Origin of the sequence: Streptomyces sp. NPDC003038, from assembly GCF_040611115.1 — a bacterium.
Classification (GTDB): Bacteria; Actinomycetota; Actinomycetes; order Streptomycetales; family Streptomycetaceae; genus Streptomyces.
Genome location: NZ_JBEXNN010000017.1, coordinates 1 through 15,933, shown reverse-complemented (window position 1 = coordinate 15,933; position 15,933 = coordinate 1). Strand labels below are relative to the sequence as shown.

The 15,933-nt window shown below is 70.1% G+C and carries 14 protein-coding genes and 1 riboswitch; of the genes, 3 read left to right on the top strand and 11 right to left on the bottom strand.

Annotated elements, in window-relative coordinates; translation table 11 throughout:
* Nucleotides 1–399 precede the first annotated feature (399 nt).
* Together ABZX75_RS21350 and ABZX75_RS21345 are read left to right on the top strand one after the other, a co-directional pair.
* On the top strand, nt 400–1,020 hold the full coding sequence (locus ABZX75_RS21350) for a hypothetical protein (protein WP_355412770.1): 621 nt from the start codon (nt 400–402) through the stop codon (nt 1,018–1,020).
* A 259-nt stretch (nt 1,021–1,279) separates the two neighbouring features.
* Nucleotides 1,280–1,474 (top strand): DUF5999 family protein, encoded by a 195-nt coding sequence (locus ABZX75_RS21345; protein ID WP_355412767.1) that lies wholly within the window; start codon nt 1,280–1,282, stop codon nt 1,472–1,474.
* A gap of 95 nt (nt 1,475–1,569) precedes the next feature.
* On the opposite strand, the gene gcvP is transcribed toward ABZX75_RS21345, so the two are convergent.
* Nucleotides 1,570–4,464 (bottom strand): aminomethyl-transferring glycine dehydrogenase, encoded by a 2,895-nt coding sequence (gene gcvP, locus ABZX75_RS21340; RefSeq protein ID WP_355412765.1) that lies wholly within the window; start codon nt 4,462–4,464, stop codon nt 1,570–1,572.
* A 194-nt stretch (nt 4,465–4,658) separates the two neighbouring features.
* A riboswitch (glycine riboswitch) is annotated at nt 4,659–4,757 on the bottom strand.
* 112 nt (nt 4,758–4,869) lie between these two features.
* Here gcvP and ABZX75_RS21335 point away from each other — a divergent pair.
* On the top strand, nt 4,870–5,259 hold the full coding sequence (locus tag ABZX75_RS21335) for a PRC-barrel domain-containing protein (protein ID WP_355412763.1): 390 nt from the start codon (nt 4,870–4,872) through the stop codon (nt 5,257–5,259).
* Nucleotides 5,260–5,493: 234 nt separating this feature from the next.
* Here the strand turns inward: ABZX75_RS21335 and ABZX75_RS21330 are convergent, their stop codons facing one another.
* From ABZX75_RS21330 to ABZX75_RS21285, 10 genes are all read right to left on the bottom strand, one after another.
* The gene (locus ABZX75_RS21330) at nt 5,494–7,071 is read right to left on the bottom strand and encodes a DNA polymerase IV (protein ID WP_355412761.1); all 1,578 of its coding nucleotides are present in this window, start codon (nt 7,069–7,071) and stop codon (nt 5,494–5,496) included.
* Nucleotides 7,072–7,225: 154 nt separating this feature from the next.
* Entirely contained in the window at nt 7,226–7,864 is a 639-nt protein-coding gene (locus ABZX75_RS21325; RefSeq protein WP_355412759.1) for a MerR family transcriptional regulator, read from the bottom strand.
* 180 nt (nt 7,865–8,044) lie between these two features.
* A complete protein-coding gene (locus tag ABZX75_RS21320) occupies nt 8,045–8,518 on the bottom strand; it encodes a bifunctional nuclease family protein (RefSeq protein WP_355412757.1) in 474 nt (157 codons plus the stop codon).
* Nucleotides 8,519–8,581: 63 nt separating this feature from the next.
* Nucleotides 8,582–9,343, bottom strand: a complete 762-nt coding sequence (locus ABZX75_RS21315) for a MerR family transcriptional regulator (RefSeq protein WP_355412755.1) — start codon at nt 9,341–9,343, stop codon at nt 8,582–8,584.
* A gap of 46 nt (nt 9,344–9,389) precedes the next feature.
* Nucleotides 9,390–10,334, bottom strand: coding sequence for an FHA domain-containing protein (locus ABZX75_RS21310; RefSeq protein ID WP_355413015.1), 945 nt, complete (start codon nt 10,332–10,334; stop codon nt 9,390–9,392).
* 82 nt (nt 10,335–10,416) lie between these two features.
* Nucleotides 10,417–11,199, bottom strand: a complete 783-nt coding sequence (locus ABZX75_RS21305) for a DUF881 domain-containing protein (protein ID WP_355412753.1) — start codon at nt 11,197–11,199, stop codon at nt 10,417–10,419.
* A gap of 5 nt (nt 11,200–11,204) precedes the next feature.
* Nucleotides 11,205–11,537 (bottom strand): small basic family protein, encoded by a 333-nt coding sequence (locus ABZX75_RS21300; protein WP_355412751.1) that lies wholly within the window; start codon nt 11,535–11,537, stop codon nt 11,205–11,207.
* On the bottom strand, nt 11,534–12,460 hold the full coding sequence (locus ABZX75_RS21295; RefSeq protein ID WP_355413013.1) for a DUF881 domain-containing protein: 927 nt from the start codon (nt 12,458–12,460) through the stop codon (nt 11,534–11,536). The genes ABZX75_RS21300 and ABZX75_RS21295 overlap by 4 nt, the downstream gene beginning before the upstream one ends.
* A gap of 120 nt (nt 12,461–12,580) precedes the next feature.
* Nucleotides 12,581–15,076, bottom strand: a complete 2,496-nt coding sequence (locus ABZX75_RS21290; protein WP_355412749.1) for a mannose-1-phosphate guanyltransferase — start codon at nt 15,074–15,076, stop codon at nt 12,581–12,583.
* 99 nt (nt 15,077–15,175) lie between these two features.
* A complete protein-coding gene (locus ABZX75_RS21285) occupies nt 15,176–15,766 on the bottom strand; it encodes a CDP-alcohol phosphatidyltransferase family protein (RefSeq protein WP_355412747.1) in 591 nt (196 codons plus the stop codon).
* Nucleotides 15,767–15,933: the final 167 nt, after the last annotated feature.

Below are 15,933 nucleotides of genomic sequence, written 5' to 3'. Positions count from 1 at the left end.
CGTGAGTGGCGAGGAGCGCGCGCCGGTTTGGCCGAAGGGCGCTTCGGCACATTCACCTGGCAAGTCACTTCACGCAAACTCCGCATCGACTTTGCCGGTTCCGGATAACCGGAGCTTTCCAGCCGAGCCCCCGTCCGGTAGCCTCCGAGGTCAGCGCGATATGTTCGCGCGCAGACGGCATGAATGCCATGACAGCGGGTCCGGTAAGCGTCTTGTCGACAATGGACGGGACAGCTAGCCGAAACACTGCGTGAACACGTGTCGTATAAACTCCGCACACGAGGCAGAGAGTTGGCGCGCGGCCATTGCCCCTCAGCCCCCCTCTGGCCCCAGAATGCGACAGCGCCCGTCCGCACCTGCCCCCGTACCACCGGTCTCCCTAGTGAGAGGCGACCCATCATGCCGCTGCACGTCCCTCCGGCTCCCGCATCCGCCCTGCGCAGCGTCCTCGCGGCACTCGGAACCCCCACCGCCGTCCATGAGACGCACACTCCGGCCATGCGCGCGCTCCAAGGGCCCATGACCGCCGAACTCCCGCTTCCGGTCCACGTCCTCGACCGGCTGAACACGTCCCATCTGGCGGCAGGCGGCAGGCCGCCCCGTACGCGGCTCACAGGGTGGCGGTTCCTGATCCGCAGCGGCGACCGCCACGTCGCCGCGGCCGACACCCGGCTGACGCCGGACGGCTGGTCCTTCTCGCACTTCTTCGAGGGCCCCTACGTCGCCGCCACCGAACGCGCCCTGCGCCAGGCGGAATCGCTGAGCAAGAGCTACCAGCCGAGACTGCTGTCCGTACCGGAGCTGTACATGCTGACCCTCTGGCTCCACGGGGCGGTGGGCGCCGACGCCTCCGCCGGCCTGCCGGCCGGCGAGGACCTGCTGGTACCGCTGGCACCGGCCCCTCCCGGCATCACCGCGTACCGGCCGCACGCCGTGTCCGAGCTGCTGCCCGTGATGACCCACCGGCTGACGCCCGCGGCGCCGCCGGCGCCTCCCTCGCTGGCCGCGCCCGCGGCCTGACCTGATTGACCCATTCGGCCTAGCCCGCTCGGACCACTGAGGAACCACCCGAAATGACAGGGGAGTTGACCTGAACCGCCCGCACGAGTGATGCGTCCTCTCTCTATGAGGGCGGCTGCCGGGAAATGCCTGCGAAGCAGCTGTCATGGGGGAAGACTGAGAACATGCCCCGCGGGCGCGGGGATGACACAGGGGGACGGCCATGAATCACGCATCGAGCCGTAGCACACAGACCACACCGCAGCGAAAGAACGCATCCATGTGCCAGCACCAGCCTGCCTGCCCGTCAGCCGACTCCGCCGACCGGGAGGCCGCGCAGCCTGTGGCCAACCACCCGGAACAGGGCTGGAGCCTGCTGTGCAACGGCGTCCTCCTCTTCGAGGACACCGGTGAGCTGCTGCCGGACGGCCAGATCATCGCCCCACACCGCCCGCTCGCGGCGTCGGCGGCCTAGCCCACGGGAGTGACGACGAAGGGGCCGGTCCGGGAGACTCTCCCGGGCCGGCCCCTTGCTCACGTCATACGCCCCTCATACGACGGTCATGCGGTTCAGTTGTCGTACTCGTCCAGCGGCGGGCAGGAACAGACCAGGTTCCGGTCACCGAACGCGCCGTCGATCCGGCGCACCGGCGGCCAGTACTTCTCGGCGGCCGTGACCCCGCCCGGGAAGACGGCCTCGTCACGGGTGTAGGGGTGGTTCCACTCGCCGCCCAGCGCCGCCGCGGTGTGCGGGGAGTTGGCCAGCGGGTTGTCGCCCACCGGCCACTCGCCGGCGGCGACCCGCTCGATCTCGCCGCGGATGGCGATCATCGCGTCGCAGAACCGGTCGATCTCGCCGAGGTCCTCGGACTCCGTCGGCTCGATCATGAGCGTGCCGGCGACCGGGAACGACATGGTCGGCGCGTGGAAGCCGTAGTCGATCAGACGCTTGGCGATGTCGTCCACGCTCACGCCCGTCGCCTTCGACACCGGGCGCAGGTCGATGATGCACTCGTGGGCGACCAGGTTGCCCGGGCCGGTGTAGAGCACCGGGTAGTGCGGCTCCAGGCGCTTGGCGATGTAGTTGGCGCCGAGCACCGCGACCTGGGTGGCGCGCTTGAGTCCCTCACCGCCCATGAGGCGTACGTAGGACCAGGAGATCGGCAGGATCCCCGCCGAGCCCCACGGAGCGGCCGAGATCGGGCCGACACCCGTCTTCGGACCGGCGCTGGGCTGGAGCGGGTGGTTGGGCAGGTACGGGGCCAGGTGCGCCCGGACACCGACCGGACCGACGCCCGGACCGCCGCCGCCGTGCGGGATGCAGAAGGTCTTGTGCAGGTTCAGGTGCGAGACGTCGCCGCCGAAGTGACCCGGCTTGGCCAGGCCCACCAGGGCGTTGAGGTTGGCGCCGTCCACGTAGACCTGGCCGCCGGCCTCGTGCACCTGGGCACAGATGTCCGCGACGTGCTCCTCGAACACACCGTGCGTCGAGGGGTAGGTGATCATCAGCACGGCGAGCTCGTCGCGGTACTGCTCGATCTTGGCGCGCAGGTCGTCCGCGTCCACCTCGCCGTCGTCGGCGGTCTTGACCACGACGACCTTCATGCCGGCCATCACGGCGCTGGCGGCGTTGGTGCCGTGCGCGGAGGACGGGATGAGGCAGACGGTGCGCTGCTCGTCGCCGTTGGCGCGGTGGTAGGCGCGCACGGCCAGCAGGCCGGCGAGCTCACCCTGGGACCCGGCGTTGGGCTGAATGGAGACCTTGTCGTAGCCGGTGACCTCGCAGAGACGTTCCTCCAGCTCGGTGATCAGCGTGAGGTACCCCTCCGCCTGCTCGACCGGAGCGAAGGGGTGCAGCTGGCCGAACTCGGGCCAGGTGACCGGCTCCATCTCGGTGGTCGCGTTGAGCTTCATGGTGCAGGAGCCCAGCGGGATCATGCCGCGGTCCAGCGCGTAGTCCTTGTCCGCGAGCTTGCGCAGGTACCGCAGCATCGCGGTCTCGGAACGGTGCTGGTGGAAGACCGGGTGGGTCAGGTACGCGTCCGAGCGCAGCAGCCCCTCCGGCAGCGCGTCGGCCGCGGTCGCGTCGAGCGCCTCGATGTCCGCGGCGTCGCCGCTGACGCCGAAGGCGGCCCAGACGGCCTCGATGTCGGCGCGCAGGGTGGTCTCGTCACACGCGACGGAGACCAGGTCGGCGTCGACCTGGAACAGGTTGACCCCACCCTCGCGTGCGGCCCCGACGACCTCGGCCGCACGGCCCGGAACGCGGGCGGTGACCGTGTCGAAGTACGCGCCGTGCACGACCTCGACCCCGCCGGCGGTCAGACCGGCGGCGAGCAGGGCGGCGTAGCGGTGGGTGCGGCGAGCGATCGTGCGCAGGCCGTCCGGGCCGTGGTAGACGGCGTACATGCCCGCCATGACGGCCAGCAGCACCTGGGCGGTGCAGATGTTGCTCGTGGCCTTCTCGCGGCGGATGTGCTGCTCACGGGTCTGCAGCGCCAGGCGGTAGGCCTTGTTGCCGTCCGCGTCCACGGAGACGCCGACGAGGCGGCCGGGCAGCGAGCGGGCGTGCTTGTCCTGGACGGCCATGTAGCCGGCGTGCGGGCCGCCGAAGCCCATCGGGACGCCGAACCGCTGCGTGGTACCGACGGCGATGTCCGCGCCCAGGGCACCCGGCGAGGTCAGCAGGGTCAGCGCGAGCAGGTCGGCGCAGACGGTGACGATGGCGCCGAGCCCGTGCGCCTGCTCGATGACCGGCTTCAGGTCCCGCACGGCACCGGAGGCGCCCGGGTACTGGAGCAGGACGCCGAAGACACCGCGCTCGGCGATCTCGGCCGGGATGCCGTCCGAGAGATCGGCGACGACGACCTCCACGCCCGTGGGCTCGGCGCGGGTCTGGATCACGGCGATGGTCTGGGGCAGCGCGTCGGCGTCGATGAGGAAGACGCCGTTCTTGACCTTGCCCACACGACGGGCCAGCGACATGGCCTCGGCCGCCGCGGTGCCCTCGTCGAGCAGGGAAGCGCCCGAGGTCGGCAGCCCAGTCAGCTCGGCGACGACCGTCTGGAAGTTGAGGAGCGCCTCCAGCCGGCCCTGCGAGATCTCGGGCTGGTACGGCGTGTACGCCGTGTACCAGGCCGGGTTCTCCATGACGTTGCGCAGGATCACCGGCGGGGTGAAGGTCCCGTAGTAGCCGAGACCGATCATCGAGGAGAGGACCTGGTTGCGGTCGGCGAGCGAGCGCAGCTCGGCCAGCACCTCGGCCTCGGTGCGCGCCTCGGGCAGGTTCAGCGCGCCGGCGGTCTTGATCACATCGGGCACCGCGGCTGCGGTCAGTTCGTCCAGGGAGCCGTAGCCCACCTGGGCGAGCATCTTCGCCTGCGCCTCGGCATCCGGGCCGATGTGGCGCTGCTCGAAGGGGATGCCTCGCTCCAGCTGGGAGAGCGGAATGCGGTTGGCGGTCATGTACGGAGGCCTCCTGGTCGTATGACCTGCGAGGGGCACCACGGCGCGGGCACCCGGACGGCCTCCCCCTCTGTCATCTCAACCTGAGAGCTTCACCGGAGCCGCGGGCACAGCCCGCGAGATCCGGCTTTCACCGTCGGTGAGGAGAGGAACCGGCACTGCGCCCGGTACCCGCCCCTGCTTTCCAGAGTGGCCTCGTCCGTGCGGTACGTATGCCTGAGAGATTCCGGGGAGGATTTGCTCCTTCGGCGCCTCCGTCTCGTTCACTCGGAGGACTCTCCCGCACAGGGTCGACAGCCGTTACCCAGCCTACCAGCGAGGATCCGGCCCCTCCCCGAGTGGCCTCCTGTCCGAATATGCCCTTCTGTAGTCATTACGGAGGAGTTGCGACCACGTGGAGGGACCGTGCAGACCGACATCGATCCGCGCAGCCTGATCGGCCGCAAGGCGTTCGACCGCAACGGCACCAAGATCGGCACTATTGACGAGGTCTACCTCGACGATGCCACGGGTGTCCCGGAGTGGGCCGCCGTCCGGACAGGCCTGTTCAGCCGGGACGCCTTCGTCCCGCTGGAGCCGAGCGAGCTGGTCGGAGACACCCTGCGGGTGCCCTTCGAACGCTCCCTGATCAAGGACGCCCCCGACTTCGGCGTCGGCCGCCACCTCTCCCCCGAACAGGAGCTGCAGCTCTACCACCACTACGGCCTGGACGTGACCCTCCCGAGCGAGTTCCAGCACCCTCCCGTCCATGAGGGCGACCGCGACTTCGGCCGCCTGGCAGGCGACGAGGGCTAGGCCGTCTCTTTCGGATCTTGTCGGCCGAGCCCGCGTTGACCGGTGCCGTGCATCGCAAGGCGGAGGAGCGTCCTTGTACTGGACGTACTGGGGCGCTTCCGACAGCTCGGCCTCCAAGATCCTCGAAGAGGAGCCGAGACGCAGTGAGCGCAGCGAACGCAGTACAGCGAGGTGCGGTGCCGGGCAGCGCGGGCCCGGCAAGATCCGAAAGAGACGGCCTAGGGTCGTCCAGGTCTAAGCTCCGGCGTCGCCGGCGGTGCCGGCCCCGCCCTCCCCCACCAGCGGCAGCGGATCGGCCGGCTCCAGCTCCGGGTCGTCCACCCGGAAGGTGCGCACCCGGCCGGGCAGCGATCCGGGCTGCTCGAACCGTACGGTCACCCGCCCCACCCCGCTGCCCTGCACCCACCCGGGCCCGTACACGGCATGCTGTACGTCGATCCCGGCCGGCCAGCGCCGCTCGGCGGCGGGTTCCGGCTCCGCGGCCAGCTCCCCGGCGGGCTCCGCGGCCAGCTCCCCAGCGGGCTCCCCGGCGGGCGTCCGCGGCCCCGGCTGCGGCTCGCGGGACACCGGCTCGCCCACCGGCACTCCCCCGCCCCCGCTCGCCCCAGGGACTCCCGCGGTCCCCCTCACCCCGGCGGCCGCACCGTCCGCCGGGATCTCACCGGCCGCCTCCGCGGCATCGGTCCCGCGGGGCACACCCTCCCCCTGCGCTTCAGCGGCCGGCGTACCGGCGGCCAGCGCGGAGGCTTGGGCGAACAGGTCCTCCTGGGTGTAATCGGCCAGCCCGGTCACGCCCACCCCCAGCAGCCGCACGCCGCCCGTGGTGTCGACCCCCTCCAGGAGCCGCGCCGCGGCCTCGCGCACGACGCCCGGGTCATCCGTCGGGCCCCGCAGCGTCTCGGACCGCGTGAGCGTCGAGAAGTCGTACCGCCGCACCTTCAGCACGATCGTGCGACCCGAGTGCCCCGATCCCCGCAGCCGCTGCACGCACCGGTCGGCGAGCCGCTGCACCTCGTTGCGGATCCGCACCCGGTCGTGCAGGTCGACGTCGAAGGTGTCCTCGACCGACACGGACTTCGCGTCCCGCTCCGCGACGACCGGCCGGTCGTCCAGCCCCAGCGCCATCCGGTACAGCCCGACGCCGTGCGCGCGCCCGACCATCCGGACCAGCTCGTCCTCACCGGCCTCGGCCAGCTCCCCCACCGTGGTGATTCCGGCCCGCCGCAGGTGCTCCCCGGTGGCCGGCCCCACCCCGGGCAGCGTCCGCACGGACATCGGCGCGAGCAGTTCCCGCTCGGTCCCCGGCTCGATCAGCAGCAGCCCGTCCGGCTTGGCCTCCTCGGAGGCCACCTTGGCCAGCATCTTCGACCCGGCCAGCCCCACGGACCCGCTGAGCCCCGTGACCGCCCGGATGTCCGCCCGCAGCCGCTCACCCGCCGCCCGGGCCGTCTGCGCGTCGAAGGCCGTGCCGCCCGCCTCCAGGTCCACGAAGGCCTCGTCCAGGCTGAGCGGCTCCACCAGCGGCGACAGCTCCCGCAGGAGGGCCATGACCACGTCGCTGACCTGCCGGTAGAGACTGAAGCGCGGAAAGAGATACGCGCCGTTCGGGCAGAGCCGCCTGGCCTGGGCCGTCGGCATCGCCGAATGGACGCCGAACCGCCTGGCCTCGTACGAGGCGGTCGCGACGACCCCGCGCGGCCCGAGCCCGCCGACGATGACGGCCTTGCCGCGCAGGCTCGGCTTCGACGCCTGCTCCACGGAGGCGTAGAAGGCGTCCATGTCCAGGTGCAGGATCGTCGGCGCGGCTCTCACAGCCCCGATGCTGCCCTATGCCTCTGACAATGGCGCCCGGCAGAGGCCCGGGCGACGCCCGCGCCTCTGCCGGGGCGAAGGGTACGGAGGCGGCGCGAGCCGGCAGGACGCGCCGGCGGGCCCCCGGCCGCAGGCCGGGGAACCGAACCGGAGATCAGACAGCGCGGTTGCGGCGGGCCGCGAGTTCGTCCGCCGGATTGTGCCCCACCAGGGTCTCGCCGGTGTCCACGCGCTCCCCGTGGAGCTGCGACAGCGCGCTCTCGACGTCGCGCCAGACCACGCCCACGGCGATGCCGAAGACCCCCTGCCCGCCCTGGAGCAGGCTCACCACCTGGTCCGGCGAGGTGCACTCGTACACGGTGGCGCCGTCGCTCATCAGCGTCATGCGCTCGAGGTCCGAGAATCCGCGCTCACGCAGGTGCTGCACGGCGGTGCGGATGTTCTGCAGCGCCACCCCGGTGTCCAGGAAGCGCTTGACGATCTTGAGGACGACGACGTCCCGGAAGCTGTACAGCCGCTGCGTGCCCGAACCGTACGCGGGGCGCACGCTCGGCTCCACCAGCCCGGTCCGCGCCCAGTAGTCGAGCTGCCGGTACGTGATGCCGGCCGCGGCGCACGCCGTCGGCCCGCGGTAGCCGACCTGTTCGGGCGCCGGGTCCGCGCCCACCGGTCCGACCGGCGTCGACTCCGGCTGACGGCGCGCGGAGCCCGCGGCACCGCCGTGCAGCGGGTACGGTCCACCGTCACTCCGTGGGGGGGTGCCCCCGGTCGTACCGTCGCCCGTGATCCTCACGCCGACCCTCCGTCCTTGACCTGCCACCTTGAAGGTAGGCAGTCACCAGGGGTGCGTCAACGATCGCCACACTCGGCACGCCGAGTGATAATCACCCTGAGAGTGGTTTCCCGTTCCCCTCTGCGGGGAAAGGCTACTCGAATGGGCCGGTTGTTCCGTGTGGACGACGCGCTCGGCGCCTCACTGCGGGCCGGTGCCGAAGTCCTCGGGCGAGATCTGGTCGAGGAACTCGCGGAACTTCTCCACCTCGTCCTCCTGCTCGTCCGGAATCGCGATTCCGGCGTCGTTCAGCACGCCGTCACTGCCGTAGATCGGCGTCCCCGTCCGCAGGGCCAGCGCTATGGCGTCGGAAGGCCGCGCGCTCACCTCGACCCCACTGGCGAAGACAAGCTCCGCATAGAAGACGCCCTCCCGCAGATCCGTGATCCGCACCTCGGTGAGCTCCTCGCCGATCGCCTCCAGCACGTCCTTGAACAGGTCGTGCGTCAGCGGTCGGGCCGGAGCCATGCCCTGCTGTGCGAAGGCAATGGCGGTCGCCTCCCCCGGACCGATCCAGATGGGGAGGTACCGGTCGCCTCCCACTTCACGCAGGAGCACGATCGGTTGGTTGGAGGGCATTTCCACCCGGACACCCACAACGTCGAGCTCGTTCACACAGCAACCCTAGGACCTGCCCGACCGGTTTGGGTAGTCGGGGCTCCTCCCCGGCCAGTGCGGTCAGTGCAGTCGCACCCCGAGAGCGGTCTGTACGAGGGCCTCGTGCAGCCGTACGGAGAGCCCCGCGAGCTCCTTCATGGTGGCCTCCGCATGGGCCCTGGTCTGCGGGTTGCGGTGCCGCCGCAGCGGTGCCACGACCTGCTCCACCAGACCGGCCTCCCGGTCGGCGGCGGCTTTCATCGCCCGGAGGTGCCGCGGCTCCAGCCCGAATCGCCCCAGGTCCGCCACCAGCCGGGCCACCGTGACGGCCTCGGCGTCGAATCCGCCGCCGGGCGCCTCGGCGAGCAGCCCGTACGACTCCCACTCGGCCAACTGGGCCTCGTCGACGTCGGCGGCGGCGATCAGCTCGGCCCGGCCCACGCGGGCCACGGTGGGCCGCTCACGGCCCACCTCGCCGTATACGGCCGCCGGGCCGGCGGGGTCGACGGCGTCCCCGTGCGCCGCGGGCGCCGGGATGCGGATCTGTTCGCCGCGGGCGAGCGCGTCGAGGTGCTCGCGGATGACTTTCAGCGGCAAGTAGTGGTCGCGCTGCAGACGCAGGATGTGGGCCAGCCGCTCGACGTCGCCGGCGCTGAACTTGCGATATCCGGAAGGTGTGCGCCGGGGCTCGACGAGGCCCTCCGCCTCCAGGAAACGGATCTTCGAGATCGTGACTTCGGGGAACTCGTCACGCAGCATGGTCAGCACCGTGCCGATGCTCACCAGCCGCCCGGCCGAGGCGGCGGTGCCGTTTCCGGCACCGCCTGTCGGGGTGCGCAGCATGAGACCTTCCCTCTCGGGGTCCCCCCGGACGGAGCCTGGGGGAGGGTCAGACGCCCCGCAGGCTCGCGTAGAAGACCAGCCGGTACTTGCCGATCTGCACCTCGTCGCCGTTGTGCAGGGCCACCGAGTCGATCGGTTCACGGTTCACGTACGTGCCGTTGAGGCTGCCGACGTCGGCGACGGTGAAGCCGCCCTCCTGGCCCCTGCGGAATTCGACGTGCCGTCGGGAGACGGTCACGTCGTCCAGGAAGATGTCGCTCTGCGGGTGGCGGCCGGCGGTGGTCAGCTCGCCGTCCAGCAGGAAGCGGCTGCCCGAGTTGGGACCGCGCCGCACGATGAGCAGGGCGGAACCGGGAGGCAGCGCTTCCACCGCGGCCTGGGCCTCGGGGGACAGCGAGGACGACACGTGCTGTCCCGACACCTCGGCCTCGTAGGCCTCGAGGCCCGAGATCGAGATGGTGGACGTGGTCTCCGAGGCGCGCTCAGGCGTCAGGCCCGGCCGCAGCGGCGCGCCGCAGTTGGAGCAGAATCGGCTGGCCGCATCGCTGCGGTGTCCGCACCTGCTGCAAATCTGCTCGGCCGACATGGACGGCTCCTCGCGCCGCGGCTGCCCCGCGGAGGCATGGGTGGCATACGGGTCGGAGGTAAACCCTCCACCCGCACTTGAGGTTGATGGTTCACCGAAACCTATGCGTCCGCTACCAGCAGGGTCAACAGCCGACGCACCTTGCGCGCCCGAAATGTCACCCTGGCCGGCGACCTCGTCCCGGAAGAGCGGCCGGTCGCCGCCCTGCCCGTCCACGTCCCCATGCCCCGCGCGGTGCCGCGCGGTGCCGCTTTCCTCGCGGTTCTTCTTGCCGAACAACTTCTCAAACAACTTCACGGGCGATTCCCCTTGACCGAAACAGACCCGCCCGTGGGGCAGGACGAACTCCGAATGCACACACCTGCCGACCCGGACATCCTCACAACGTCCGTAACCACCAGACAGTTTCCACCACGCACCGCGACTTCGGTGCGCCGACCCCCCGCAGGCATCCGCCCGCGTGAGCCGGTCCACTCCGCGCCCCGCGTCACGACGATGACGACCGAGCGTAGTCAGGCTGCTTCGCAGCCCGCAAGGCGTCCACAACGATCTTCGCCGACCGCGTGACGGCAACGGTGGCCTGTTCCTTCTCCAGCGTCTGGACGACACCGCCGGGGATGTTGAGCGCCGGCTCCAGATCCTGGGCCTTGCCGATCACCCTGAACTCGTAGGGCTGTGTGATCTTCTTACCGTCGATCCCGACCCCGCCGTTCTCGTCCGAGAAGTAGGAGCTCGCCACGACGCGCACACCGTTGATCTGGATCGCCTCGGCCCCTGCCGCCCGCAGCTCCTGAAGCGTGTCCAGCAGCTGGTCGGACTGCACCTGACCCGTCGGATCGGTGATCTTCAGCGTGATGCCCGGTCCCTGCGCTGCCACCGTACCGGCCAGGATGCCGAGTTGGCGCTCCTTCTCCACGGTCTGCTTGCGGGCCTCCTCGGCCTGGTTGGAGCTGCTCTCCAGCTCCCTGCGCTGATCCTCCAGCCGCTGCTTCTCGTCCTCCAGGCGCTTGGTCCGCCCGTCGAGCTCGTCGAGGATCCGTACGAGGTCCTCCTGCCGGGCGCCCCGCAGCGCATCGGAGTCGCTGTTCGACCGCACCTGGATGGCCAGCCCCAGGCCGAGGACGAACAGCAGCAGCGCGACGATCAGTTGGGCGCGGCTCACCCGCGGCGGCCACAACCCGGCCGCCAGCCGCTGCCGACCGGTCTGCTCGGGCCGCGCCGCCTGCTCCGAGGCCGTCGGCTCCTCGGGCGGAGTGTCGTTCGTACTCATCGGCCTCACGCCCGGAACACGTGCCGGCGGATGGCCGCGGCGTTGGAGAAGATGCGGATGCCGAGGACCACGACCACGCCCGTGGACAGCTGCGAGCCGACGCCCAGCTGGTCGCCGAGGAAGACGATCAGGGCGGCCACCACCACGTTCGACAGGAACGACACCACGAAGACCTTGTCCACGAAGATGCCGTCGAGCATCGCGCGCAGACCGCCGAACACCGCGTCCAGCGCCGCCACCACGGCGATCGGCAGATAAGGCTCCACCACGGCCGGCACTTCGGGCCGGACCAGAAGTCCGACCAGCACTCCGGCCACGAGGCCCAGTACCGCGATCACGATGCACCCTTCTGCTGCTCTGCTGCTGTGGCTGTACGTACGGTCAGGCTGGACGCGGCCGGCAGGCGCACCTCGTCCGCGGCGGACAGGGTGTAGCGGATCCCGTAGCTCTCCTGCAGTACGCGCAGGTACTGGCCGTCCGCCGAGTCCTGGAAAGCCGTCCCGAGCCGCTTCTTGTCCCCCACTGCCAGCACTTCGTACGGCGGCGCCAGCGGCCGGTTGTCGACCAGTATCGCGTCACCGGCGGCCCTGATCGCCGACAGCGCCGTCAGCCGCTGTCCGTTGATCGAGACGGCCTCCGCTCCCGACTGCCAGAGCCCGTTGACGATCTTCTGCATGTCGCGGTCGCGGAGCCGGCCGGTGTCCGCGAACCCGGCACTCTCACGAGGTCCGTCACCGCCACCCGCCGAAGCACCCTTCGCGTCGTCCACCACCAGCTTCACACCGGGCCCTCGGACCTCGGTGGCACCGGACAGCAGGGCCACGAGCTGGCCCTGGTCCCCTCCGTGCTGCTTGAGCGCGGCGCGCTGGCGGTCGGCGACGTTCTGCCGCAGCCGCTCGATGTCCCGCTCCACGCCGTCGGCGTGCTCGTCGGCCCGCTGCACGCGGTCGATCAGTTCCTGCCGCTCCTTGGCCAGCACCGGCGCGTCCAGCCGCGTCTCGGCCGCACCGAGGGTGACGATCATGGCCGCGACCACGAGTCCGGCGGCCAGCGCCAGCTTGGCCTTGAGGGTGCGCGGGAGCCCCGCCGTCCCCTCCGCCTCGCGCCGCGCCGTGGACTCCGCATAGCCCTCGTCGAGGCTGTGGTCCATCACATGCGTCAGCAGCGACATGGAAGCGTCCGGGCGCGCGGTCCGGGACGGGCCCGACTCCGGGGGCGACGCCGAACTCCTGCTGTGGGGCGGCTGCGACATGCCGCACATCGTCGCATGTCGTCCCCGCACACACCGAATGCGCCCGTCCGGCGGGCCGGGCTACGGTCTTCCCGCACCCGGCCCGCCGGACCATGGTCGTACGTTCCTACCTCGTTCCGGCCCCGGCGGTCAGTGCCCGGCGCCGTCCACCACGGCAGCCCACTCGTCGAGCAGTGCCTGCGCGGAGGTGTCGTCGGGGCCTTCGGCCCACAGATGGGTCACCGCCTCCGCCGGGTCGGGCAGGACCAGCGCCCAGCGCCCGTCGGCCTCGACCACGCGCACCCCGTCGGTGGTGTCGACCTGCCGGTCGCCGGCCGCTTCCACGACCCGCCGCATGACGAGCCCCTTCACCGCCCACGGCGTCGGCACGTCCCGCTTCAGTACGTGCGCCCGCGGGATCCGGGCGTCGATCTGGCTCAGCGTGAGCTGCGTCCGCGCCACCAGTCCGAGCAGCTGCACGAAGGCAGCCGACCCGTCGAAGACACTGCTGAACTCCGGAACGATGAACCCGCCCCGGCCGTCCCCACCGAAGATCGTGTTCTCCGCCCGGCCCACGCGGGTCAGGTCGTCGGGTGAGGTCGTCGTCCACTCCACCTGTGTGCCGTGGTAGGCCGCCACCTGTTCGGCGACACGCGTCGTGGTCACCGGCAGCGCGACCTTGCCACTGCGCTTCTCCGCGGCCACCAGGTCGAGCAGCACCAGCAGAGCCCGGTCGTCCTCGATGATCCGCCCGCGCTCGTCCACCAGGGAGATCCGCTCGCCGACGGGGTCGAAGCGCACGCCGAAGGCCGCCCGCGCCGAGGCCACGATCTCCCCGAGCCGCACGAGCCCGGCTCGCCGCGACTCGGCGGTCTCCGTCGGTCTGGTCTCGTCGAGCCCGGGATTGATCGTGAGGGCATCCACGCCGAGCCGGCCCAGGAGACTCGGCAGGACGAGACCGGCGCTGCCGTTGGAGGCGTCCACGACAACCTTGAGACCGGCCGCGCTGATTCCGGTGATGTCCACCCGCCGCAGCAGCGAGCCGGTGTACGAGTCGAAGACGCTCGAGGGGAACTGCAGGTCGCCGATCTCCCCGGGGAACGCCCGCCGGTACTCCTGCCGCGCGTACACCCGGTCCAGCTTGCGCTGCTGCCCCTGCGAGAGGTCCGCCCCGCGCTCGTCCAGGAACATGATGTCGACGGAATCCGGCACTCCGGGCGAGGTCCGCAGCATGATCCCGCCGGCACTGCCCCGCGCGGTCTGCTGCCGCGCCACCGGCAGCGGCACGTTCTCCAGGTCCCGTACGTTGATGGCGCTGGCCTGCAACGCCGAGATCACGGCCCGCTTGAGCGCTCTCGCACCCCGGGAGTGGTCACGGGCGGTGGTGACGGTCGCGCCCTTCTTCAGGGTCGTCGCATAGGCACCGGCGAGCCGCACCACCAGCTCGGGAGTGATCTCGACGTTCAGGATTCCGGAGACTCCGCGCGCGCCGAACAGATGTGCCTGTCCGCGCGACTCCCAGATCACCGAGGTATTGACGAAGGCACCGGCCTCGATCGTCTTGAAGGGGTAGACCCGCACATTCCCCTGAACGATGGATTCCTCGCCGACGAGGCACTCGTCACCGATGACGGCGCCGTCCTCGATCCGCGCGGCCCGCATGATGTCGGTGTTCCTGCCGATGACGCAGCCGCGCAGATTGCTGTGGGGTCCGATGTACACGTTGTCGTGGACGACGGCCTTGTGCAGGAAGGCCCCGCTCTTGACGACGACGTTCGACCCGATGACGGTGTGCTCACGGATCTCGGCGCCGGCCTCGACCTTGGCGTAGTCCCCGATGTACAGCGGCCCGCGCAGCACCGCGTCGGGACTGACCTCGGCCCCTTCGGCGATCCACACCCCGGGCGAGATCTCGAAGCCGTCCATCTCGACCTGGACCTTGCCCTCGAGCACGTCTGCCTGCGCCTTGACGTAGCTCTCGTGCGTACCGACGTCCTCCCAGTAGCCCTCGGCCACGTAGCCGTAGATCGGGCGGCCTTCCTTCATGAGCTGGGGGAAGACGTCACCGGACCAGTCCACCGAGACATCCGGGTCCACGTAGTCGAAGACCTCGGGCTCCATGACGTAGATGCCGGTGTTGACGGTGTCCGAGAACACCTGGCCCCAGGTCGGCTTCTCCAGGAAGCGCTCTACCTTGCCTTCCTCGTCCACGATCGTGATGCCGAATTCCAGGGGGTTCGGCACCCGCGTGAGGCACACCGTGACCAGTGCGCCCTTCTCCTTGTGGAAGCGGATCAGATCGGTGAGGTCGAAGTCGGTGAGCGCATCGCCGGAAATAACGACGAACGCGTCATCCTTCAAGGCTTCCTCGGCATTCTTCACGCTGCCGGCGGTGCCGAGTGGCTTCTCCTCGTTGGCATAGGTGAGCTCCATCCCGAGCTCCTCGCCATCACCGAAGTAGTTCTTGACGAGCGACGCCAGGAACTGCACGGTGACCACGGTCTCGCTCAGCCCATGCCGCTTGAGCAGCCTGAGCACATGCTCCATGATCGGCCGGTTTGCCACCGGCAGGAGCGGCTTGGGCATGCTCGAGGTCATGGGGCGAAGGCGGGTACCTTCACCACCGGCCATCACGACGGCCTTCATGTCGGAAGAGTCCTCCTTGAGAGATGACGGTCTTGCCGACCCCACCCGTCTCGGACGGTGACTTCGCGAGTCCTCCGCGTCATCCGGCGTCCGGCGAGCTCAATCGGCCGTGGTGTCCGCCTTCACAAGACGACGGACTTGAACCACGTAAAGCACTCCTGCCCACCAATAGAGGGTTGTACCCCATCCTGCGAACGCCCATCCGAAAACAGACCCCGTCCAGGCCAACCAGCCTGAGCCGTCACTGAGCAGGAGCAGCGGAAACGCGTACATCAGGTTGAACGTCGCGGCCTTGCCGAGGAAGTTGACCTGCGGCGGCGGATAGCCGTGACGGCGCAGGATCCACACCATGACCAGCAGCATCAGTTCACGGGCCAGCAAGGCACCGGTGAGCCACAGCGGCAGAAGCTCACGATAGGTGAGCCCGAAGAGCGTCGACAGGATGTACAGCCGGTCCGCGGCCGGATCCAGCAGCCGGCCGAGCTTGCTGATCTGATTCCAGCGCCGCGCGAGCTTGCCGTCGAGGTAGTCACTGATCCCGCTGAGCATGAGGACGGCCAGGGCCCACCCGTCGTGCTTCTCCAGAATCAGCCACAGGAACAGGGGCACGCCAGCGAGGCGCGCCATGCTCAGGATGTTCGGAATAGTGAAAATTCGGTCAGTCTGGACCCGAGTCTCCTGGACCTCCACCCGGGGGCCTCCACTGTGACTGTAGAAATGTCGAACGCTGCCCCCTGACCCTACAGGAGACCGCACACGTGCCCGGAACGCAGAAAAGCCCCGCACCATAAGGTGCGGGGCTTTCCCACAATAATCGTTCGGCGGCGTCCTACTCTCCCACAGGGTCCCCCCTGCAG